Consider the following 21,156-nt stretch of genomic DNA (forward strand, 5'->3'; position numbering starts at 1 on the left):
CAGCACCGCTATGTTCTTTCTGCTCTCCATCAGGCCGAAGACGACGTTTTAGCCACCTTCGCGCCGAATCGCCCTCTCGCCTCGCGACATAAATCAACACATTTCTGCTTATTTGTATGCCGATTGAGCATGAGGTAGTCGTTTACGGCATTAGACGTATGCGCGTGCCATGGGAATAGTTGCGACTTTTTTCGCCTGCTACAGAGCCGGGATGCTCGTCTGCGGTGACCTTCTCGGGACATTTCCAAAGGGATCCCCTGCCCTGAAACTGCTTTGAAAAGCACGCTCGGCGCATCGGTCTTGGACTTGCCCAAGCCACTTTGAACAAGGGTAATAATATGAAGAAGGCAAAGCTGAGTCTGGCCTGGCAGATTCTGATCGGACTGGTACTGGGTATCGCGGTGGGGGCGCTGCTCAACCATTTCAGCGCCGAGAAGGCCTGGTGGATCACCAATCTCCTGCAGCCTGCGGGCGATATCTTCATTCGTCTGATCAAGATGATCGTTATCCCTATCGTTGTCGCATCGCTGATTGTAGGCATCGCGGGTGTGGGCGACGCCAAGAAACTGGGGCGCATCGGTCTGAAGACCATCCTCTATTTCGAAGTCGTGACCACCATCGCCATTCTGGTGGGCCTGGTGCTGGCCAATGTGTTCCATCCGGGCACGGGTATCGACATGAGCACGCTGGGTACGGTGGATATCTCCAAATACCAGCAGACAACGGCCGAAGTTCAGCATGATCACGCGTTTATCGCGACCATTCTCAACCTGATCCCGTCCAACATCTTTGCTGCCATGGCGCGTGGCGAGATGCTGCCGATCATCTTCTTTTCAGTGCTGTTCGGTCTCGGGCTTTCCAGCCTGCAGGCAGAGGTCCGTGAGCCTCTGGTGAAGCTGTTTCAGGGCGTCTCGGAAACCATGTTCAAGGTCACGCACATGATCATGAACTACGCGCCGATCGGCGTGTTCGCGCTGATTGCGGTGACCGTCGCCAACTTCGGTTTCGCCTCCCTGTTGCCGCTCGCCAAGCTGGTGATTCTGGTATATGTGGCCATCGCCTTCTTTGCCTTCGTGGTGCTGGGGCTGATCGCTCGGGCGTTCGGCTTCTCGGTGATCAGGCTGATGCGCATCTTCAAGGACGAGCTGATTCTGTCCTACTCCACCGCCAGCTCCGAAACCGTACTGCCACGCGTGATCCAGAAAATGGAAGCGTATGGCGCGCCGAAGGCGATCTGCAGCTTCGTGGTGCCGACGGGTTATTCGTTCAACCTCGATGGTTCTACGCTTTATCAGAGCATTGCGGCGATCTTCATTGCCCAGCTGTATGGCATTGACCTGTCGATTGGCGCGCAACTGATGCTGGTTCTGACCCTGATGGTCACGTCCAAAGGTATCGCGGGTGTGCCGGGTGTTTCCTTCGTGGTACTGCTGGCAACGTTGGGCAGCGCCGGTATCCCGCTGGAAGGCCTGGCGTTTATTGCCGGTGTCGACCGGATCATGGACATGGCGCGTACGGCCCTGAATGTGATCGGCAACGCGCTGGCCGTATTGGTCATCTCGCGCTGGGAAGGCATGTACGACGATGAAAAGGGCGAGCGCTACTGGAACTCCCTGCCGCACTGGCGCAGCAAGGAACCTGTACCGATGGGCCAGCCGACGGCTGACTGATCTTCGCCAATGTGCTGACAAACCCCGGACCTCCGGGGTTTGTTGTTTTCAGGTCGCCGGTTAGACTGCCTGCCTTACCAGAGGAATGAACATGAACGACGCACTCGACAATGACGAAGAAGAATTTGCCGCCTCGACCCTGATCGAAGCCATCGAGAACCAGATCGAATCCGGTAACCCGCCAGCGGCCAAGGCTGTTTTCAACATGCTTACCCTGGTTAACTACGAGCGTGAAGACATTCTCGAAATGATGGCGCACGTCCTGGCCATCGAAATCGACGCCTTGCTGGAGCAGGACCGTCCGTTCGATACGCAATGGTACGAAGCAGCGCTGCGCGCCCTGCCCGATCTGCCCCCGGAAAAGTAACCTTGCGGTCAGGTCGTGCCAGCAAGATATATGCTGCAAACACTCCAGACGCTGACTACACTGCAAATGCCCCGCTGCCGCATGATCCTCCGGGGCTGCCACGCCAAACCGGCTTCAACGGTCATCCAGAACCGACGAGCGCAGATTGGACACGTCGATTCCAGAGCACACCCGCCAGCCGGCGAGGTCGTACTACTACAAAAAGTCTGGAGTACCTATGTCGTATACCCCTGAGTTGGTTGCCGAACTGGAAATCCTTGCACTGTTCAATCTGGGAAACACCCAGGAAGGCCTGAAAGTCCACCATGTAGCGGCACCCACTGCCGTTGCAGCAGCAAAAAGACTCTTCGATAAAGGACTGACGACCCAGGTCGATGGCGGTTATCTGACCAGCCTCGGGCTTGAGGCCGCTCAACATGCCCAATCACTGTTGACCATCCTCAACGTTTCCAAACAAGCTGCCTGACAGGCGCAGGGCCTGCGCACAAAAAAGCGTGGCAGGCCCTTCACTTATCTGAACGCCGGTCGATACAGGATTCTGGCGTCAGAATAACAACCCGACTGAATCCTCTTCTCTCGGCTGCAAAACTTCTCCGCCATCTTTGCTCAGTAATTCCACGCCTGCACAGGCTAGATGCCTTGAGTTGCGATGACGCGTAATCCTGAAATTCGCCCCGACCTGGATGAGGGCATCGACCGCAAGGTTCTCAGCCAGCTGCGCAACCGTTTCCTGTCCCTCAATGACGGGCGATATGCGCGTGCGCTGGAAGGTATGTCGACCCGCCAGCAAAGCGTTCTGACCCTGCTGCCGCTGTTCTTTCACGTCAACCACCCTCTGCTGCCCGGTTACGTTTCCGGTGGTACGCCTGCTGGCGTCTCGCAGTACGAACCGGACACGCTGGCGCTGGCCGAAGCGCAACGCCTGACACGCTCCTTCTCTTACAAGGTCCGGCGTGGTAACGCTCCTCAGCCGATTCACGGCCTGTTCCTGATGGGCAGCCTCGGTACGCTGGCCCAGGCTGAACAAAGCGACATGGACGTATGGGTCTGCCACGACAGCGAACTGGAGCCGGAGGCCATCGCCGAACTGCGCAGGAAATGCCATGCCCTTGAAGCCTGGGCCGCCACTATGGGGGCAGAAGCGCACTTTTTCCTGATTGACCCGCAACGTTTCAAGCGCGGGGACCGCGACTCGCAGCTCAGCTCTGACGACTGCGGCACTACCCAGCATTACCTGTTGCTCGATGAGTTTTATCGCACGGCGATCTGGCTCGCAGGGCGCACCCCGATGTGGTGGCTGGTGCCAGTCTATGAAGAGCAGAACTATGAGGATTACGCCCATACCCTGCTGAGCAAACGCTTCATTCGCGCCAGCGAAGTGCTCGACCTCGGGCCGATGTCGCACATTCCTGCGGCGGAATTTATTGGTGCCGGCTTGTGGCAGTTGTTCAAGGGTATCGAGTCGCCCTACAAGTCTGTTCTCAAGCTGCTGCTGATCGAGGTTTACTCCAGTGAACATCCCCGCGTGCAGTGCCTGAGCCTGCGTTTCAAGCAAGCGGTGTTTGCCAACCAACTGGACCTGGATGAGCTGGACCCGTACGTGGTTGTGTACCGGCGTATCGAAGAGCATTTGCAGGCACGCAACGAGCAAGAGCGCCTCGAACTGGTGCGGCGCAGCCTGTACCTGAAGGTCAACAAAAAGCTCACCGGCTCGAGCCGTCAGCGCAACACCGGTTGGCAACGCCTGCTGCTGGAGCGCCTGACCTCTGAGTGGGGCTGGGATGAACGACAACTGGCGCTGCTCGACAGCCGCAGCCAGTGGAAAGTGCGCCAGGTGGCCAGCGAGCGTCGTGCACTGGTTAACGAACTCAATTACAGCTATCGCTTTCAGACCCGGTTCGCCAGAACGCAAAGCACCGCCGACGCGCTCAATGCTCGTGACCTGACCATACTCGGTCGGCGCCTGTATGCCGCTTTCGAGCGCAAGGCGGGCAAGGTCGAGTTCATCAATCCGGGCATCGCTCCGGACCTTGCAGAAGATACGCTGACGCTGGTGCATTCCCCTGATAAACGCGAGCCAGGCAAGCATCAGTGGGCCCTGTACAACGGCAACCTGGGTATTCACGAGTGGCCGAACTTTTCGCCGATCAAGCGCAGCCGGGAATTGCTCGAGCTGCTGACCTGGTGCCACCGCAACAACGTGATCGACACCACGACCCGCGTGGCGCTGCATCCTGGCACCAGTGACTTGAGCGAGTTCGAGTTGTTCAACCTGCTCGGTGCCTTGCAGCAGAGTATTGAACTGCCGCTGCCCGAGGTCAGCGACGACGAGCTGCTCATGCCCAGTACATCCAGCGAGATACTGTTGCTGGTCAATGTCGGTGTCGACCCGCTCAGGCATCACCGCGACCTTAATATTCTGATGACCACCGAGCGCACCGACTCGCTCAGTTACGCGGGTGTCCGGGAGAATCTGGTGCTGACGCTGGACCAGATCACCCTCAATACCTGGAACGAAACGCTGGTCAGCCGCTATGACGGCCCGCATGCCCTGCTCGACTGCATGAGCGAACTGCTCGGCAGCCTGCCGCAGAGCGGTAAGCAGCCGCAGATTCGCGTGCGCTGCTTCTGTCATAACCGGGCACCTGCCATCGCTCAGCGGGTTGAAGAACTGATCAGCACGGCTCGGTTATTACTCGCCAGGCGGTTGAACCATCGTTATCTGATTCAAGTGCAGCAGCAGTATCACGTGCTGGAGATCAAACCCGGACAGGTCGGTCATGTAGTGGTCAACAGCCTGCCAGGCCTGTTCAAGTACCTGGGTGAAGAGCTGCCGTTGTACAGCCCTTTGCATCTGGACCCTCAGGCACTCGATGGCCACGATCTGGCGCTGATCCTGCCACTTGGTCAGCCTGAATGCATTCAGGTGTTCTACCGAATCAACGAGCCGGATGCCGACGTGTACGTGCTGGACGAACACAATTCGCTCTGGCACCAGCGCCTGCCGTATCACGACGAACAAAGCCTGCTGACGCCACTGCAGCGTTTTCTTCACTCGCTGGTTTATCGCCGAGGCGCGTCATTGCCGCTGGACGACCCGTCCGAGCCGGTTTCGCTGGAAACCCTTTATTACCAAGTGCTGCCTTCTGGCCCTGGGCTTGCCCGGCGTGTCGAACATCGGTTGGCACCGACTGCGGCGGACAAGGCGTTTTATGACGTGCAGGCAATCATCGAAGAAACCTCGCCCGGACAGCTGAGCGCCACGCTGTACTGCGATAACTGCGAGTTTTCCGAGCTGGAATATGGCGATCAGCTGTATGCCGCCGTTGCCCGGCAAATTCTCGGCAAGCGCCTGGAACCCCAGCGCTATCGCTGTTACATCACCGACCTGGACCTGTCCGGGCTGCTGGATGACCGGCATGGACAAAGCATCCTCTTCCTGCATCACAAGGCCGAGCTGGAAAAGCTGTTGAACGAGGCGATGGACCAGGCCTGACGTACGCTTGTTCTGCCCCTCGCGCCTAACGTTCCAACGCGGAGCATTGGCACGATGGTCATCTTGATGCGTCAGTTAACTATCGTCCCCACGCTCCAGCGTGGGAATGCCGTTCTGGACGCTCTGCGTCCGCTCTTGAATGCGGAGGCGCTTTACGGATGCAGCGCCTTCGATTACTCGTACTCGCCCGCTGCTTCCGGCTGATATTCCACCGCCAGCAAGGTCAGCTTGAGGGGCTTGCAGCCCGGTGCTGGCCAGTCGATGTGCTGGCCGACCTGCAAACCCAGCAACGCCGAGCCCATTGGCGCGAGGACCGAGACGGTGCCGTCTGCGCCTGCATCCTGGGGATAAACCAGCTTGAGGTGGTAATCCTTGCCGCTGACTTCTTCACGGCAATGCACACGCGAATTCATGGTCACAACGCCCGCAGGCACTTCATCGTGGCCCACTACCTGATCGGCGCGGTCCAGTTCGGCCTGCAACGCCTGGATGCCCGGCGTGTCTTCGTCCTGGCTGGCGATAAAACTCTCGAGACGCTGTACGTCGAGGCGGGTGAGGATGATCGAAGGTGCTGTGGTCATGGTCTGGGCAGACTCCTTTATTCTCCATGAATAAAACAAAACCCCGCCGGGGTGGGCGGGGTTCTACGGGCCTCTCAATCTGGAGAAGCAGGTTCCGACACTAACACAGCGCAGTAAATACACAACCCGACGCGGCATCAGCCTGCGGTCTGGCCCGCGCTGGCTCGACGCTGTTCCGCTTCATGGCGAATCTGTCGACGACGATGGTCATCGGCCGAGCGCCATTCGCGGATGTCTTCGACATGACGGAAGCACCCGAGGCAAACCTTCTGCTCATCGAGCCGGCACAGGCTGATACAGGGCGACGCTACAGCCGGGCTGACGTTGCTGAAAAGCGGTTTGGGCGGTCGAACGGGGGACTGGCTCACGATCAGATCTCGTCGAAATCCAGTTCGACACCGGCTTGCTCAAGGGTGATGCGCGCAAGCATTTCGCTGAGCAGCTCATCACTGGTGTCGCATGCCCAACGGCTGTTCTCTTCGTCATAATCGAAATGGAAACCGCCGGAGCGGGCTGCCAGCCAAAGCTGACGAAGCGGCTCCTGACGACTGAAGATCAGTTGCGAGCCGTTTTCGAACTTGACGGTGAGGACGCCGGCCGAGTTTTCCAGGTCGACATCCAGGCCGCTCTCGTCGAAAACATCTTCCAGCACCTGCTGCGTCGCATCGACGAGGTCGTGAAAACGGGCTTCGGTCAAACTCATTGCGGGAACCTCGATAAGTGTCTGCAAATAGCGCAGAGGGGCAAGATACGGACGCAGCCAGGCAAATGCAAAGCTTACTCATCATTGACGATGCACGAGCACTTTAATCCCGATCAACCACCGCTCTGCTGCGGCTTTCACGTCAAAGGCACGCCAGACGGGACGCCGCTCGCATAGGCAAGCTGCCGGGTGGTCGGTATACTCGGGCGCAATTAATGCTTTTACAAAGGATTTCGCCATGAAGCGCCTGATCTCTTCGCTTGCTGCGCTTGTCGCGGTCGCTTGTCTTGTTACAGCCTGCGGCCAGAAAGGCCCGCTGTATCTGCCGGATGACACCAAAACTCCGGATGAACAAGCCAAATCGCAATCGCACAAGCACCTTTAAGGGAATTCAATGGACGCCTTCAACTACCGCGACGGTGAGCTGTTCGCGGAAGGGGTAGCATTGTCTGCCATTGCCGAGCGCTTCGGCACGCCGACCTATGTCTACTCGCGCGCTCATATAGAGGCGCAATACCGTGCCTACGCCGATGCGCTGAGCGGCATGCCGCATATGGTCTGCTTCGCCGTAAAAGCCAACTCCAATCTGGGCGTGTTAAATGTCCTGGCGCGTCTTGGCGCCGGTTTCGACATTGTTTCGCGCGGCGAACTGGAGCGTGTGCTGGCCGCAGGCGGCAAAGCCGAGAAGATCGTGTTTTCCGGCGTCGGCAAGACCCGTGAAGACATGCGTCGCGCTCTTGAAGTCGGCGTGCATTGCTTCAACGTCGAATCCACCGACGAGCTTGAGCGTCTGCAGGAAGTGGCTGCCGAGCTCGACGTTCGTGCGCCGATATCGCTGCGGGTCAACCCGGATGTGGATGCAGGCACTCACCCTTACATCTCCACCGGCCTTAAAGAAAACAAATTCGGCATCGCCATTGCAAATGCCGAAGACGTTTACATTCGCGCCTCGCAACTGCCAAACCTGGAAGTGATCGGGGTCGACTGCCATATTGGCTCGCAACTGACCACGCTCGAGCCGTTCATTGATGCGCTGGATCGCCTGCTGGACCTGGTTGATCGCCTGGGCGATTGCGGCATTCACCTGCACCATATCGATCTGGGTGGCGGTCTTGGTGTGCGTTATCGCGACGAAGAGCCTCCGCTGGCGGCCGACTACATCAAAGCCGTGCGTGAGCGACTGGCTGGTCGTGATCTGGGGCTGTTGTTCGAGCCGGGGCGCTTCATCGTGGCCAACGCAGGCGCGCTGCTGACCCGCGTCGAATACCTCAAGCACACCGAGCACAAGGATTTCGCCATCGTCGATGCGGCGATGAACGATCTGATCCGCCCAGCGCTTTATCAGGCGTGGATGGACGTCACAGCGGTGCGCCCGCGCGACGGCGAACCTCGTGCGTACGACATCGTCGGGCCGATCTGCGAGACCGGCGACTTTCTCGCCAAAGGGCGCGAGCTGGCGCTGGCCGAAGGCGATCTGCTGGCGGTCCATTCGGCCGGTGCCTATGGCTTCGTCATGAGTTCGAACTACAACACCCGTGGCCGTGCTGCTGAGGTACTGGTCGACGGTTCCCAGGCTTTTGAAGTGCGTCGTCGCGAAACCGTGGCCGAGCTGTTCGCTGGCGAAAGCCTGCTGCCGGAGTAATCCCATGCTGCTGCGTTTTACCAAGATGCACGGGCTGGGTAACGACTTCATGGTCCTGGATCTTGTGAGTCAGCACGCGCACATCTTGCCCAAGCATGCCAAACAATGGGGCGACCGCCACACCGGTATCGGTTTCGATCAGCTTTTGCTGGTCGAGGCGCCGAACAATCCGGATGTGGACTTTCGCTACCGAATCTTCAACTCCGATGGTTCCGAAGTCGAACAGTGCGGCAACGGCGCGCGCTGCTTTGCCCGTTTCGTACTCGACAAGCGCCTGACGGCCAAGAAGCAGATACGCGTCGAGACCAAGAGCGGCATCATTGAGCTGGATATCCGCAGCGACGGGCAGATCAGCGTCGATATGGGGCCACCCAGGTTTGTCCCGGAAGAAATACCTTTCGAGGCCGCAGAGCAGGCCACCCGTTACAACGTCGAGGTAGACGGGCAGAATATCGAACTGGCTGCTGTGTCCATGGGCAACCCGCATGCCGTACTGCGTGTCGATGACATCAATAACGCGCCGGTCCACGAGCTGGGGCCGAAGATCGAGCATCACCCGCGCTTTCCGGCACGGGTCAATGTGGGCTTTCTTCACGTGGTGGATCGTCAGCGTGCGCAGTTGCGTGTCTGGGAGCGTAGTGCCGGGGAAACCCAGGCCTGTGGCACCGGCGCCTGTGCGGCGGCGGTTGCTGCCATCAGCCAGGGCTGGATGGATTCGCCGCTGCTGATCGACCTGCCCGGAGGTCGCCTGTCCATCGAATGGGCTGGCCCGGGACATTCTGTCATGATGACCGGCCCCGCCGTCAGGGTTTATGAAGGCCAAGTTCGTCTTTGAGTGAGTAACTGCCATGACCGATCAACCTCCCGCTTCAACAGGCACACCCTGCGAATCGCCTGTCGATAGCGCAGCGCCAGACCTTGAAGCAGAGGCGGTCATCGCCTTCCTGCTTGAGCACCCGGACTTTTTCGCCGAGCACGACGAGCTGCTGGTGTCGATGCGCATCCCGCACCAGCGTGGCAATACCGTTTCGCTGGTCGAGCGTCAGCTAAAGCTGCTGCGCGAGCGCAACATCGAAATGCGTCATCGCCTGTCGCAGCTGATGGACGTCGCTCGGGACAACGACCGCCTGTTCGAAAAGACCCGACGCCTGAACCTCGCCCTGATGGATGCCACCAGCCTGGACGAGCTGGTCATCGCTGTCGAAGACAGCCTGCGTCAGGATTTTCAGGTGCCCTTCGTCAGCCTGATCCTGTTCAGTGACAGCCCGATGCAAGTGGGGCGATGGGTCAGCAGCGCCGAAGCACAGAAAGCAATCGGCGGCCTGATTGGCGAGAAGATCATCTGCGGCGCGTTGCGTGAGCATGAACTGGCGTTCCTGTTTGGCGCAGAGCAAGGCAAGGAAGTGGGCTCTACCGCCATCGCCAGCCTCAATCACCTGGGCCTGCATGGCGTGCTGGCCATCGGCAGTCGTGATCCGCAGCATTACAAAAGCTCGGTCGGCACTCTGTTCCTCAGTTACATCGCCGACGTCCTGAGCCGCCTGCTGCCGCGTTTCGCTCACTCTTTACGCTCGGTTCGCTAGCCATGGAACAGCATCTGGACGCCTACTGCATGCACCTGCGCAGTGAGCGCCAGGTGTCGCCTCATACGCTTGAAGCCTACCGGCGCGATCTGGGCAAGGTTCTGGCATATTGCCAGAAGGCGCAACTGTCGAGCTGGAATGATCTGGATATCCAGCACCTGCGCAGCTTTACCGCCCGCCAGCACCAACAGGGCCAGTCTTCACGCAGTCTGGCGCGCATGCTGTCGGCGGTGCGCGGTTTCTACAAATACCTCAATCGCGAAGGCATCTGCCAGCACGACCCGGCAAACGGCCTGTCACCGCCCAAGGGTGAACGGCGTCTGCCCAAGACGCTGGACACCGACCGCACCGCGCAATTGCTGGATGGCGGCGTCGAAGATGATTTTCTGGCTCATCGCGATCAAGCCATTCTGGAGCTGCTTTACTCATCAGGGTTGCGACTGTCCGAACTGACGGGCCTGAACCTGGACCAGCTGGACCTGCGCGACGGGCTGGTGCAGGTCCTGGGCAAAGGCAGCAAGACCCGCGTACTGCCGGTCGGAAGCAAGGCTCGCCAGGCGCTGGAAATATGGTTGCCGCTGCGTGCCCTGACCAATCCGCAGGACGACGCCGTGTTCGTCAGCCAGCAAGGCAAGCGCCTCGGCCCGCGCACGATTCAAGTGCGGCTCAAGGCGGCTGGTGAGAGGGAGTTAGGGCAGAACCTGCATCCGCACATGCTGCGTCACTCGTTCGCCAGCCACCTGCTGGAGTCGTCACAGGACTTGCGCGCCGTGCAGGAGCTGCTGGGTCATGCGGACATCAAGACCACGCAGATATATACGCACCTGGACTTCCAGCATTTGGCTACTGTTTATGACAGCGCCCATCCCCGAGCCAAACGTAAAGGAGCTGCAGATGATTAAGCTGGTGACGTTTGATCTTGACGACACGCTCTGGGACACCGCCCCTGCCATTGCCGGTGCCGAAGTCACGCTACGTGACTGGCTGGGCGAAAACGCGCCCAGGCTGGGGGCGATTCCTGTCGAGCACCTGTGGGAAATTCGCTCGCGCCTTGTGGCTGAAGACCCATCCTTCAAGCACCGCATCAGCGCCTTGCGACGCCGCGTGCTGTTCCATGCGCTCGAAGATGCCTGCTACGACCCGGACGAGGCGCAGGACCTTGCCGACCGCGGCTTTGAAGTCTTCCTGCATGGCCGCCATCAGGTGCAGATTTTCCCTGAGGTGCAACCCATGCTGGAAATTCTCGCCAAGACCTTCACGCTTGGCGTGATTACCAATGGCAATGCCGATGTGCGTCGTTTGGGGCTGGCTGACTATTTTGCCTTCGCGCTGTGCGCCGAGGACCTGGGTATCGGTAAGCCCGACCCCGCACCGTTTGTGGAAGCGTTACGGCGCGCAAAAGTCGATGCCAGCGCAGCCGTGCACGTAGGCGATCACCCGAAGGACGATATCGCAGGTGCCCAACAGGCGGGCATGCGCGCCATCTGGTACAACCCGCAAGGCAAGGCCTGGGACGCAGACCGGCTGCCGGATGCCGAGATCCACAACCTGTCGCAGCTGCCGGAAGTCCTGGCACGCTGGGCCTGAAAACGGTCTGATGTTCGCTCAATAGAAAAAGCCCGCAGCGACGGCGGGCTTTTTCTCATACAGCGTCTGCAGCCTTAAATCGGGCGGCTACCGTATTTATTGTCAGGCTTCTTGGGCGGTCGGCGACCACGTTGGCCTCCACTTCCTGCACCTTGCCACCACGCGCCAGGAACTCTTCCATGGCACGCGCCAGAGCATCGCGCTCTTTGTTCTTGGCTTCTACGCTAGGCAGTTCATCGACCGAGACAGCGGCCTTGGCCTTGCCTTTTGCGGGTGCTGCCGGAACGTCGGAATCGTCTGGCTCGGCTGCGTCGTCTTCCGGGGAGGCTGCTGCAAGCTCCTCACCGTCTTCGCCTTCCAGGTCGTCTACCAGATCGTCGTTAGTATCGTCGTCGCTCATGTTCTACCTCATGACTTGCGAAAGCTGATTAGTTATAGCCCAACCGCCCGGAAATGCTAAGGCGATCGGAAAAATTCCATAACCGCTGACTCCAGCGGTTATATCCACTCACCCTGAAGGGTGGCGAGGACGTTACGAGACCCACCAGCGTCTCGATGTTCGCCCAGATAAATACCTTGCCAGGCGCCCAGCGCCAGTCGCCCTGCCGTCACCGGCAGAACCAACTGGCAGCCCAGCAGACTGGCCTTGAAATGCGCTGGCAAGTCATCAGGGCCTTCGTCGTCATGTTCGTAGCCGTCCACGCCCTGGGGCACCAGACGGTTGAAAAAACGCTCAAAGTCACGACGTACCGCCGGATCGGCATTTTCGTTGATGGTCAACGAAGCCGAGGTATGTTGCAGCCACACATGCAGTAGCCCGACACGACAATCGCGCAACGGGGGCAAGCCCGCGACTATTTCGTCAGTCACCAGATGGAACCCGCGGGGCCTGGCCCGCAAGGCAATTCTGGATTGATGCCACATACCGTTCTCCGCACCTTCGGCGCGCATTCTAACTCGACTGAGAAAAAAGCAAAGCGCGCAATAAACCGGCTTCCCTGCAAGTTGACGAAGACTGTCGATACATCGTTACCTGCGCTGCGTCACGGTGCCGAAATCATTGACGCGGGCAAAGTCAATGACAGCAAAAATCCGCGGTATATCCGCAAACGTCAGACAAAAAAAATGCCCGGAGACCGGGCATTCTTTTTTGCATCTGCGGCTGCTTACAAGTTGTAGCCACGCTCGTTGTGTTGCGCAAGGTCCAGACCGACAGACTCTTCCTCGTCGGTAACCCGCAGACCCATTACAGCATCCAGGACTTTAAGGATGATGAAGGTCACGATTGCGGTGTAGACGACGGTGAACGCGACACCCTTGAACTGAATCCAGACCTGGGCACCGATGTCAGTCACGGTGCCGAAGCCGCCCAGTGCAGGTGCTGCGAACACGCCGGTCAGGATCGCGCCGACGATACCGCCGATACCGTGAACGCCGAACGCATCCAGGGAGTCATCGTAGCCAAGCTTGCGCTTGAGGCTGGTAGCGCAGAAGAAGCAGATCACGCCTGCCGCCAGACCGATGATCAGAGCGCCCATCGGGCCGACTGTACCGGCAGCCGGGGTAATGGCGACCAGACCGGCAACCACGCCCGACGCGATGCCCAGAGCGCTTGGCTTACCGTGAGTAAGCCACTCGGCAAACATCCAGCCCAGTGCGGCGGCCGCGGTAGCGATTTGAGTAACCAGCATGGCCATACCGGCAGTGCCGTTGGCTGCAGCCGCGGAGCCGGCGTTGAAGCCGAACCAGCCGACCCAGAGCATTGCTGCGCCGATCAGGGTGTAACCCAGGTTGTGCGGTGCCATCGGCGTGGTCGGGAAGCCTTTGCGCTTGCCCAGTACCAGGCAGGCCACCAGACCGGCTATACCGGCGTTGATGTGTACGACGGTGCCGCCAGCGAAGTCCAGAACGCCCCAGTCCCACAGCAAACCACCGACGCCGCCCCAGACCATGTGGGCGATTGGCGCGTAGACCAGAGTGAACCAGATACCCATGAACACCAGCATTGCGGAGAACTTCATGCGTTCTGCGAAAGCGCCGACAATCAGGGCGGGGGTGATGATTGCGAAGGTCATCTGGAAGGTGACGAACACCGCCTCAGGGAACAACGCAGCAGGACCGGTAATGCTTGCCGGCGTGATGCCTGCCAGGAACGCTTTACCCATACCGCCAAAGAAGGAATTGAAGTTGACGACGCCCGCTTCCATACCGGTTGTATCGAACGCAATGCTGTAGCCGTACACGACCCACAGGATGCTAATCAGACCGGTGATGGCGAAACACTGCATCATCACGGACAGAATATTCTTCGAGCGAACCATACCGCCGTAGAACAGCGCGAGACCGGGGATGGTCATGAACAGGACCAGAGCGGTCGAGGTCAGCATCCATGCAGTGTCGCCAGAGTTCAGCACCGGCTCGGCCACTGGGTCAGCCGCCAGGGCAAGACCAGGTAATGCGAGGGACAACAGGGCACCGAGCCCTGCGAGTTGACGCAGAGTCATATTGTTTTCTCCTGGGGCGTTGGGTTTGGCGGCTTAAATAGCGTCTGTATCGGTCTCGCCGGTACGGATGCGAATGGCCTGTTCCAGATTGACCACAAAAATCTTGCCGTCACCGATCTTGCCGGTGTTGGCGGCCTTGGTTATGGCTTCGATGACACGATCCAGATCCTTGTCATCAATGGCGACATCGATCTTCACTTTGGGAAGGAAGTCGACGACGTATTCAGCACCGCGATAAAGCTCAGTGTGACCCTTCTGACGCCCGAAGCCTTTGACTTCAGTGACGGTGATGCCCTGCACGCCGATTTCAGACAACGACTCGCGAACGTCATCCAGTTTGAACGGCTTGATGATGGCAGTGACTAGCTTCATGAAAACTTTCTCCCGAATTTGGTGGACTTGCCCCAGGAAAACAAACCCGACTCAAGTCTAAGCGCAGTGCCTGGCTTTGTAACGTGTCGGCCGCCTGATCAGGCCAGGCCAACTCCAGAAAACCGCTTCTGACGAAACACTTCCCCGCTCCGCCTGCCGCACTGCATTCGTCACAGCGACTGCATCAGTGCATGGGTCATAAGCCACTAAGCAGAAAGCTTGCCATCTCGTGAATATTCATTGAATACAGGCTCTTGGGCAGGTTTTGCCGGGTCAAACCGGCTTCGCGACCAAGGTAATGCACACTAATGGTGCTCATGTGCACGCCGCAGCGCTCCATAAGCGTGCGACTCGCCCCGTCAAATTGACTATAGACACTGCGTGTTACACTGCCGGCTTCTGATTCAGGAAAATCATCATGCTCGCGCCCAAAGCCTTTCTTGACGCCCTCAGCGGCCACGCTTCCCGTCTTTTCAACGGCGAAACGCCAGTACCCCGCAGCGAATTCGAAGCCCAGTTCAAGGCCCTGCTGCAAAGCGGCTTCAGCAAACTGGACCTGGTCAGCCGTGAAGAATTCGATAGCCAGATGGCCGTCCTCGCCCGCACCCGCGCCCGCCTGGAAGCGCTGGAGGCCAAGATGGCCGAGCTGGAAGAGAAGGCTGGCGGTGTTGAAAAGGCCGAGTAATTCCTGGCCTGATATCTTCGTCGGTCGTCAGGCCATTGCGATCAGGCGATCTCGCTTCTGATCGCTTGTACCACCATGCTCGACAATCGCTCGGTCAGAGGATTGGGATTCGCCTCGTGCCTGTGCAACGTCAGGGCTATCGAAGGCAGAGCCGGCAAACCCCGGTCTTCGATATTCAGAAGCTCAGTGCCCGATTGAAGACCAAGAGCCGTTCTGATGGTGTAGCCCAATCCAGCCTCGGTGGCCGCAGACAGACCATTGAGACTCGAGCTGGTAAAGGAAAGATGCCAAGGGATCCCGGCAAGGTTCAATGCGTCAGTGGCCTTTGAATGGAAGGGACAAGGCGCATCAAATGCAATCACAGGAAGTGGGTTGCCTGACTCGACACGCCAGTCCAGATACCGGTGTGACGATCCGATCCATTGCATGGGCAGCTCTACGATCGTTTCTTGGTACCCATTCTTTTTTACATCCCCCCACGCCACCGCAAGATCGAGAGAACCATTTTCGATGCGGTTCAACAGATCTGCATTACGTGCAATACGTGCCTCGACTCGAACATCGGGGTGGGCTCTGGCGAATCGTCCAAGCACTGTCGGCAAGAAACTGCCCAGGTCTTCCTGAAGCCCGAGGCGTACCCAGCCTTTGAGTTTGAGCTCCGACACTGCCGTTATGGTCTCGTCGTTAAGGCTCAAGAGGCGCTTGGAATAGTTAAGTAACACCTCCCCGGTGTCCGTCAACGCCAGCTTGCGTCCGGCTTTCTTGAAGAGTGGAGAGCCTGCCTGAGCTTCCAGTTTTTTCAATTGGGCACTAATGGCTGACGTAGAGCGGGCAAGTTTCTGCGCGGCCTTGGCAAAACTGCCCAATTCGACCCCTGTTACAAAACTGCGCATGACATCCAAATCGAAATTCACCGGTCTCATAACAATCCTGCTTTTTGGGACGAACACGCAAAATAATTTGATATTCGAGACGATACTCTCATGAGAATCTTGCGACCCACAACCAATTAAATAGTGGGATTCTTATGACTGTCGATAACGGTCACCGTTGGAAAGTGCTTGGCGTCGGCGTGGCCGCCAATGCGAGCTTTTCAAGCGTCGTAGGGGGGCTGCCCGCGACGGCGGTCTATATGCGTGCCACCTACCAGTTGGATAACAGCGAGCTGGGGCTTGTACTCGGCGTTTTAGGATTGGGTATCGCCATCAGCGAGATCCCGTGGGCGAGCGATCATGGCCTGGTTCAAAGAGGGTGAACGGGGGTTGGCCATGAGCATTCGCCAGACGGCCGTTCCGGGCGGTTACGCCTTGGGGGCCATCGTGCTGCCCTATCTCGCTTATACCTACGGGTTTGTAGAGGTCTTTACTGCATCAGCCTTGTTCTGCCTGATAGCGGCGTTGTTCGCCGGGTTCTGGCTCTATGAACCCGACTTCTCCAGCAGCGCTGCAAAAAAAACAGAGCATGGAGACAAGTGCTAGCCCGTTAAAGGATCTGAGGGTCTGGCGCATCGTATTAGCCATCGGTCTGTTATGCGCGCCTCAATTCGCGATCCTCACCTATGCGGCGGTGTTCTTCCATGATTTCAGCAAGATGGACATCACGCTGATTTCAACCACGTTGGCGATTATCCAGGTCGGCGCGATTGTCAGCAGAATATGGAGCGGACGCTGGACCGACAAAAACAAAAACCGACGTGCCTACCTCAAGACGTGTGCCTGGTTAAGCACCCTGACTTTTTTGGCGCTGGGCACCTTGGTGTCGGCAGCGGGCTTTTATGGCCTGAGTGAAACTGCGCTGGCCAGCGGTCTGATTATCGGCGTCATGATCATTGCTGGAATAAGCGTGTCCGCCTGGCACGGTGTCGCCTATACCGAACTTGCCACACTGGCGGGTGCGAGTCGGGTGGGTACAGCCTTGGCCATGGGCAATACCTGCGTGTTTGTGGTGCTGTTCGCAACGCCCATCGCTGCATCCTCTCTCATGACTCACTTTTCCTGGGGAGTGGTGTGGCTGGCAGCAGCCTTCTGCGCGCTGTTGACGGTGCCGTTGTTCCCGCGCGTTGAAAAAAGCTATGCACTGGCACCCCGTTCAACCTGAGACCGATTCCCCTGCTGACCGCTATCGTAAACCGTGTTGCCAACTAGTTTGAGCAGCACGCCCTCGCACTGACGATAGACGCCACCGGCCTGACGCTTTCTTAATTGAACTGAACTCTTTCCATGGAGGAGAGGCATGATCCCGCTATTTACCTTTGAGCCTGAAGAGAAAGCACACCTGCTGAATCTTCTGGAACCGCTACATTTATCCCCCTATAAAAGCTACACAGGTTTCTCGGAAGGAATACGGCGCTTGCACTCCGATGTGCCCGCTCGTTTCCTGAGTGCCTGTCAGATTATCCGCAGCGAAAGAGCGAATCATCAGCAAAAGATTCACGTTATTCGCAACTGCCCTATGGACAGGTTGATTCCCGAGCTTGATCCGGAGGATCCGGTAAGGATAAACACGTCAAGAAAACACCGTTTGTCAGTGAGGCCTTTCTTGAGCTGTTTGCGCAACTTACCGGCACACCGTTACTGTCTTATGAGACCAGAAATGAAGGTGATTTCTTCACCGATGTTATTGCCATCAAGAAGTACAGCGGGCAATTGACCGGCTTCAGTGACAGTGAACTGGTGTTCCACAATGATCGTACCGCGCATAAAGTCAGGGCCGACTACATCACGTTGCTGGGCATGCGTTGCCCGGAAGATGACTTGATCTATACCGGTTATATCGATGGTGTCGACATCGTCAGAAACCTGGAGCCCCGGCACATTGCCTGCTTACGTGAGCCGCATTTCTATACCGTGTTCGATATCTTTTCCCGTGACATGAACAAGCAACTCAGCACCTCTGAAAAACATGCCATTCTGAGCAACGACCATTCCATCCGCTTTCTCGACACCATGACCTGCGTTGCCGAACAAGCCCCTGTCGAAGCACGCGATGCCTTCATCGCATTCAAAAGTGCAATGAGTTCGCACTGCAAGCGCCACCGCATACTGACTGGCGACCTGTTGACCTTCGCCAATCAGGACGGTCTGCACAACCGGGAAAAGATCGACATTCTGAACCCTGAAAGTGCGGCGTCCCGCTGGCTGTTGAAAACCTACGCTTTCAAAGACCTGTGCACCGCCGAAAGCTTTCAGTCTTATTGGTCCCGTAACAGAGCGTGCTGTGTCATCGACTGATTTGCTGTTAACGCTACACAACCCTTATCAGCATGTGTAGGTTTTCGAATTAAATGCGAATTTTTCGAAATAGATGCGACTGAAACAGGCTGGTATTCGTAACCCGTCGCTCCTAGGGTTTGTCTGAAAAGTCGCTTTCGCCAGAATGATGCCCTCTGGTTGCCAGGAGAGCCGTCATGACAGACCGTTATGAAATTTCATCTGAGCGTTGGGCGATCATTGAAGCCATTATTTCCCCTCCTCAACACATGGGGCGGCCAAGGCGCGATGATCGTCAGATGCTTGATGGAATCTTCTGGATTTTGTGCTCTGGCGCCAAATGGCGGGATCTTCCAGAGCGTTTTGGGCCTTGGAAGACCGTTTACCAGCGCTTCAGGCAATGGCGTGACAACGGCAAGTTCGAGCAGGTTCTGCGCCACCTTCATCTTCGTTTGCGAGAGGACGGATTCATCGATCTGGATACCTGGATGGTCGATTCCACGTCAATCCGGGCCAGCCGGGCTGCCAGCGGTGCTGAAAAAAAGGGGCCCGCAGGAACCGCAACACCACTGTCTCGGCCGAAGCAGGGGCGGACTGACCACCAAAATACACCTCGCCTGCGACAGTCATGGCATCCCGCTGGCCATTATGCTGTCGCCCGGCGAGCAGGCTGACTCGCGCTACTTCATGCCGTTGCTGGATCAGATCAGCCTTCCTGGAAGCAGGGGTCGCCCGCGCAAGCGTTGCCGTTATGTGCTTGCCGACAAGGGTTATGACAGCCAGGTTATACGTCAGTACTGCGACCGCTACGGCATGCAGCCGGTGATTCCGCTGCGCAAGATGCATCGCAAGCCTCGACCCGGCCTGCCTCGGCTGTTTGACAGGCCTCAGTACAAAAAACGCAACGTTATTGAGCGGGTGTTCAGCTGGCTTAAGGAAAAACGTCGGATCTTTATGCGTTACGACAAACTGGCCAGCAGCTTTAAAGCCATGGTCACACTGGCCTGCATCGAAAAATGCTTGCGGGCTGACTTTTCAGAAAAACCCTAGGGTCTGTTCCCGTTTCACATTGGCAGCCACAGAAAAGCGCAGGCCATTGCTATGACGCTTTCATAGTTTCTCTTGAGTTTGTCGAACCGAGAAGCCGCCGCCCGGAAATGCTTCAACCGGGCAAAGGCGTTTTCTACGAGATGTCGATTGCGATATAACCCTTTGTCCAGATCTGCGTTCCCTTTCAGAGAATTGCGCTTTCGTGGAATCACCACTTTGCTGCCTTGCTGCTCGACCTGAGCGCGTATCGCTTCAGTGTCGTAGCCCTTGTCCGCAATGATCACTTCTGCATTGGGCATCTTGGCAATCAACGAGGCCGCCTGCGAACAATCATTGGTCTGGCCTCCGGTCACGTCAAATGCAATGGGCAGCCCACAAGCGTCTACAGCCAGGTGAATCTTGCTGGTGTTACCGGCTCGGCTTTTTCCGATGGCCTGGTCCTGCGTGCTGGCAGCACCTGCACTGTGCTGATGAGCCTTTACATAGCTGCCATCAATGAAAACCCACTCCATGTCAGGATCGGTCATCAGCACCTCAAGCACCTTGACCCACTTGCCTGAAGCAGACCAGGCATTGAACCGCTTGTAAACCTTGCTCCAGTTTCCAAACGCTTTCGGCAGGTCTCGCCAAGGGCAACCCACACGCATGCGGTACAGCATGCCTTCAACCGTGGTGCGCAAATCTCGCTTGTTGTAGATCGATTCGTGCAGCAAAATTTCTCGAAGCTTCGGCCAGTGCTCATCACTGAGCATTAATCGGGGCATTGCAGGCTCGTATTGGTGTTGTGTGAGAACTCCAACAATACGGGCCTGTTCTCATAGAGATCAATGGGTTACGTCGAAACGGGAACAGACCCTAGGGTCTGTTCCCGTTTCACATTGGCAGCCACAGAAAAGCGCAGGCCATTGCTATGACGCTTTCATAGTTTCTCTTGAGTTTGTCGAACCGAGAAGCCGCCGCCCGGAAATGCTTCAACCGGGCAAAGGCGTTTTCTACGAGATGTCGATTGCGATATAACCCTTTGTCCAGATCTGCGTTCCCTTTCAGAGAATTGCGCTTTCGTGGAATCACCACTTTGCTGCCTTGCTGCTCGACCTGAGCGCGTATCGCTTCAGTGTCGTAGCCCTTGTCCGCAATGATCACTTCTGCATTGGGCATCTTGGCAATCAACGAGGCCGCCTGCGAACAATCATTGGTCTGGCCTCCGGTCACGTCAAATGCAATGGGCAGCCCACAAGCGTCTACAGCCAGGTGAATCTTGCTGGTGTTACCGGCTCGGCTTTTTCCGATGGCCTGGTCCTGCGTGCTGGCAGCACCTGCACTGTGCTGATGAGCCTTTACATAACTGCCATCAATGAAAACCCACTCCATGTCAGGATCGGTCATCAGCACCTCAAGCACCTTGACCCACTTGCCTGAAGCAGACCAGGCATTGAACCGCTTGTAGACCTTGCTCCAGTTTCCAAACGCTTTCGGCAGGTCTCGCCAAGGGCAACCCACACGCATGCGGTACAGCATGCCTTCAACCGTGGTGCGCAAATCTCGCTTGTTGTAGATCGATTCGTGCAGCAAAATTTCTCGAAGCTTCGGCCAGTGCTCATCACTGAGCATTAATCGGGGCATTGCAGGCTCGTATTGGTGTTGTGTGAGAACTCCAACAATACGGGCCTGTTCTCATAGAGATCAATGGGTTACGTCGAAACGGGA

At 57.5% G+C, this 21,156-nt stretch carries 27 protein-coding genes and 1 pseudogene; 17 read left to right on the top strand and 11 right to left on the bottom strand.

Going from position 1 to position 21,156, the window contains the following annotated elements:
• Window positions 1–338: 338 nt before the first annotated feature.
• The 4 genes from gltP (at window position 339) to AC4ANK_RS27225 (ending at window position 5,533) form a co-directional block, all read left to right on the top strand.
• Window positions 339–1,670 carry a glutamate/aspartate:proton symporter GltP gene (gene gltP / locus AC4ANK_RS27210; RefSeq protein WP_002555824.1) on the top strand — a complete coding sequence of 444 codons (1,332 nt, stop codon included), beginning with the start codon at window positions 339–341 and terminating at the stop codon, window positions 1,668–1,670.
• Window positions 1,671–1,761: 91 nt separating this feature from the next.
• On the top strand, window positions 1,762–2,037 hold the full coding sequence (locus AC4ANK_RS27215; protein ID WP_004659597.1) for a hypothetical protein: 276 nt from the start codon (window positions 1,762–1,764) through the stop codon (window positions 2,035–2,037).
• A 217-nt stretch (window positions 2,038–2,254) separates the two neighbouring features.
• Window positions 2,255–2,503 carry a TIGR02647 family protein gene (locus AC4ANK_RS27220; RefSeq protein WP_002555822.1) on the top strand — a complete coding sequence of 83 codons (249 nt, stop codon included), beginning with the start codon at window positions 2,255–2,257 and terminating at the stop codon, window positions 2,501–2,503.
• A gap of 183 nt (window positions 2,504–2,686) precedes the next feature.
• Window positions 2,687–5,533 (top strand): class I adenylate cyclase, encoded by a 2,847-nt coding sequence (locus tag AC4ANK_RS27225; protein ID WP_031595726.1) that lies wholly within the window; start codon window positions 2,687–2,689, stop codon window positions 5,531–5,533.
• Between the two features lie 173 nt (window positions 5,534–5,706).
• Here the strand turns inward: AC4ANK_RS27225 and rnk are convergent, their stop codons facing one another.
• The 3 genes from rnk to cyaY all read right to left on the bottom strand — a co-directional run bounded on the left by rnk (window position 5,707) and on the right by cyaY (window position 6,817).
• Window positions 5,707–6,114, bottom strand: coding sequence for a nucleoside diphosphate kinase regulator (gene rnk, locus AC4ANK_RS27230; RefSeq protein WP_460383770.1), 408 nt, complete (start codon window positions 6,112–6,114; stop codon window positions 5,707–5,709).
• Window positions 6,115–6,251: 137 nt separating this feature from the next.
• Complete coding sequence (locus AC4ANK_RS27235; protein WP_002555819.1) at window positions 6,252–6,482, bottom strand: DUF1289 domain-containing protein; 231 nt, start codon at window positions 6,480–6,482, stop codon at window positions 6,252–6,254.
• A gap of 2 nt (window positions 6,483–6,484) precedes the next feature.
• Window positions 6,485–6,817, bottom strand: a complete 333-nt coding sequence (gene cyaY / locus AC4ANK_RS27240) for an iron donor protein CyaY (protein WP_002555818.1) — start codon at window positions 6,815–6,817, stop codon at window positions 6,485–6,487.
• Between the two features lie 238 nt (window positions 6,818–7,055).
• On the opposite strand from cyaY, the gene lptM reads away from it, so the two are divergent.
• From lptM to AC4ANK_RS27270, 6 genes are read left to right on the top strand one after another with little or no spacing between them, the layout of a single operon-like run.
• Window positions 7,056–7,202: an LPS translocon maturation chaperone LptM gene (gene lptM, locus AC4ANK_RS27245; RefSeq protein ID WP_002555817.1), complete on the top strand. Its 147-nt coding sequence runs from the start codon at window positions 7,056–7,058 to the stop codon at window positions 7,200–7,202.
• Between the two features lie 9 nt (window positions 7,203–7,211).
• The gene (gene lysA, locus AC4ANK_RS27250; RefSeq protein ID WP_002555816.1) at window positions 7,212–8,459 is read left to right on the top strand and encodes a diaminopimelate decarboxylase; all 1,248 of its coding nucleotides are present in this window, start codon (window positions 7,212–7,214) and stop codon (window positions 8,457–8,459) included.
• Between the two features lie 4 nt (window positions 8,460–8,463).
• The gene (gene dapF, locus AC4ANK_RS27255; RefSeq protein WP_002555815.1) at window positions 8,464–9,294 is read left to right on the top strand and encodes a diaminopimelate epimerase; all 831 of its coding nucleotides are present in this window, start codon (window positions 8,464–8,466) and stop codon (window positions 9,292–9,294) included.
• 13 nt (window positions 9,295–9,307) lie between these two features.
• Complete coding sequence (locus tag AC4ANK_RS27260) at window positions 9,308–10,042, top strand: DUF484 family protein (protein WP_002555814.1); 735 nt, start codon at window positions 9,308–9,310, stop codon at window positions 10,040–10,042.
• A 2-nt stretch (window positions 10,043–10,044) separates the two neighbouring features.
• Window positions 10,045–10,944, top strand: coding sequence for a tyrosine recombinase XerC (xerC, locus tag AC4ANK_RS27265; RefSeq protein ID WP_002555813.1), 900 nt, complete (start codon window positions 10,045–10,047; stop codon window positions 10,942–10,944).
• Window positions 10,937–11,629: an HAD family hydrolase gene (locus AC4ANK_RS27270; RefSeq protein ID WP_002555812.1), complete on the top strand. Its 693-nt coding sequence runs from the start codon at window positions 10,937–10,939 to the stop codon at window positions 11,627–11,629. The genes xerC and AC4ANK_RS27270 overlap by 8 nt, the downstream gene beginning before the upstream one ends.
• Before the next feature lie 74 nt (window positions 11,630–11,703).
• Here the strand turns inward: AC4ANK_RS27270 and sutA are convergent.
• The 5 genes and pseudogenes from sutA to AC4ANK_RS27295 form a co-directional block, all read right to left on the bottom strand.
• A pseudogene (gene sutA / locus AC4ANK_RS27275) lies at window positions 11,704–12,029 on the bottom strand (transcriptional regulator SutA).
• A gap of 98 nt (window positions 12,030–12,127) precedes the next feature.
• Window positions 12,128–12,553, bottom strand: coding sequence for a secondary thiamine-phosphate synthase enzyme YjbQ (locus AC4ANK_RS27280; RefSeq protein WP_460383775.1), 426 nt, complete (start codon window positions 12,551–12,553; stop codon window positions 12,128–12,130).
• 242 nt (window positions 12,554–12,795) lie between these two features.
• Window positions 12,796–14,133, bottom strand: a complete 1,338-nt coding sequence (locus AC4ANK_RS27285; protein WP_002555809.1) for an ammonium transporter — start codon at window positions 14,131–14,133, stop codon at window positions 12,796–12,798.
• 33 nt (window positions 14,134–14,166) lie between these two features.
• Window positions 14,167–14,505 carry a P-II family nitrogen regulator gene (gene glnK, locus AC4ANK_RS27290; protein ID WP_002555808.1) on the bottom strand — a complete coding sequence of 113 codons (339 nt, stop codon included), beginning with the start codon at window positions 14,503–14,505 and terminating at the stop codon, window positions 14,167–14,169.
• A 196-nt stretch (window positions 14,506–14,701) separates the two neighbouring features.
• Window positions 14,702–14,824, bottom strand: a complete 123-nt coding sequence (locus tag AC4ANK_RS27295; RefSeq protein WP_255872753.1) for a hypothetical protein — start codon at window positions 14,822–14,824, stop codon at window positions 14,702–14,704.
• A gap of 99 nt (window positions 14,825–14,923) precedes the next feature.
• Here AC4ANK_RS27295 and AC4ANK_RS27300 point away from each other — a divergent pair, with 99 nt between their 5' ends.
• The gene (locus AC4ANK_RS27300; protein ID WP_002555806.1) at window positions 14,924–15,190 is read left to right on the top strand and encodes an accessory factor UbiK family protein; all 267 of its coding nucleotides are present in this window, start codon (window positions 14,924–14,926) and stop codon (window positions 15,188–15,190) included.
• Window positions 15,191–15,231: 41 nt separating this feature from the next.
• Here the strand turns inward: AC4ANK_RS27300 and AC4ANK_RS27305 are convergent, their stop codons facing one another.
• Complete coding sequence (locus AC4ANK_RS27305) at window positions 15,232–16,113, bottom strand: LysR substrate-binding domain-containing protein (protein WP_031595735.1); 882 nt, start codon at window positions 16,111–16,113, stop codon at window positions 15,232–15,234.
• Between the two features lie 104 nt (window positions 16,114–16,217).
• On the opposite strand from AC4ANK_RS27305, the gene AC4ANK_RS27310 reads away from it, so the two are divergent.
• The 6 genes from AC4ANK_RS27310 (at window position 16,218) to AC4ANK_RS27335 (ending at window position 19,449) form a co-directional block, all read left to right on the top strand.
• Window positions 16,218–16,445: a hypothetical protein gene (locus AC4ANK_RS27310; protein WP_002555804.1), complete on the top strand. Its 228-nt coding sequence runs from the start codon at window positions 16,218–16,220 to the stop codon at window positions 16,443–16,445.
• Entirely contained in the window at window positions 16,423–16,668 is a 246-nt protein-coding gene (locus AC4ANK_RS27315) for an MFS transporter (RefSeq protein ID WP_223216238.1), read from the top strand. The genes AC4ANK_RS27310 and AC4ANK_RS27315 overlap by 23 nt, the downstream gene beginning before the upstream one ends.
• Window positions 16,652–17,287 (top strand): MFS transporter, encoded by a 636-nt coding sequence (locus AC4ANK_RS27320; RefSeq protein ID WP_002555802.1) that lies wholly within the window; start codon window positions 16,652–16,654, stop codon window positions 17,285–17,287. The genes AC4ANK_RS27315 and AC4ANK_RS27320 overlap by 17 nt, the downstream gene beginning before the upstream one ends.
• A gap of 135 nt (window positions 17,288–17,422) precedes the next feature.
• Entirely contained in the window at window positions 17,423–17,839 is a 417-nt protein-coding gene (locus AC4ANK_RS27325; protein ID WP_223216239.1) for a hypothetical protein, read from the top strand.
• Window positions 17,836–18,420 carry a Fe(II)-2OG oxygenase family protein gene (locus AC4ANK_RS27330; protein ID WP_002555801.1) on the top strand — a complete coding sequence of 195 codons (585 nt, stop codon included), beginning with the start codon at window positions 17,836–17,838 and terminating at the stop codon, window positions 18,418–18,420. The genes AC4ANK_RS27325 and AC4ANK_RS27330 overlap by 4 nt, the downstream gene beginning before the upstream one ends.
• 176 nt (window positions 18,421–18,596) lie before the next feature.
• Window positions 18,597–19,449 (top strand): IS5 family transposase gene (locus AC4ANK_RS27335; protein ID WP_095077643.1). Its coding sequence is split into 2 segments (ribosomal slippage): window positions 18,597–18,937 and window positions 18,936–19,449, totalling 855 coding nucleotides; the frame shifts between segments, so codons are not numbered across the junction.
• Window positions 19,450–19,463: 14 nt separating this feature from the next.
• On the opposite strand, the gene AC4ANK_RS27340 is transcribed toward AC4ANK_RS27335, so the two are convergent.
• Window positions 19,464–20,213 carry an IS5 family transposase gene (locus tag AC4ANK_RS27340; protein ID WP_460382697.1) on the bottom strand — a complete coding sequence of 250 codons (750 nt, stop codon included), beginning with the start codon at window positions 20,211–20,213 and terminating at the stop codon, window positions 19,464–19,466.
• Window positions 20,214–20,322: 109 nt separating this feature from the next.
• Window positions 20,323–21,072, bottom strand: coding sequence for an IS5 family transposase (locus AC4ANK_RS27345; protein WP_460382697.1), 750 nt, complete (start codon window positions 21,070–21,072; stop codon window positions 20,323–20,325).
• Window positions 21,073–21,156: the final 84 nt, after the last annotated feature.

The sequence above is a fragment of the Pseudomonas sp. Pmew2 genome (assembly GCF_058129885.1).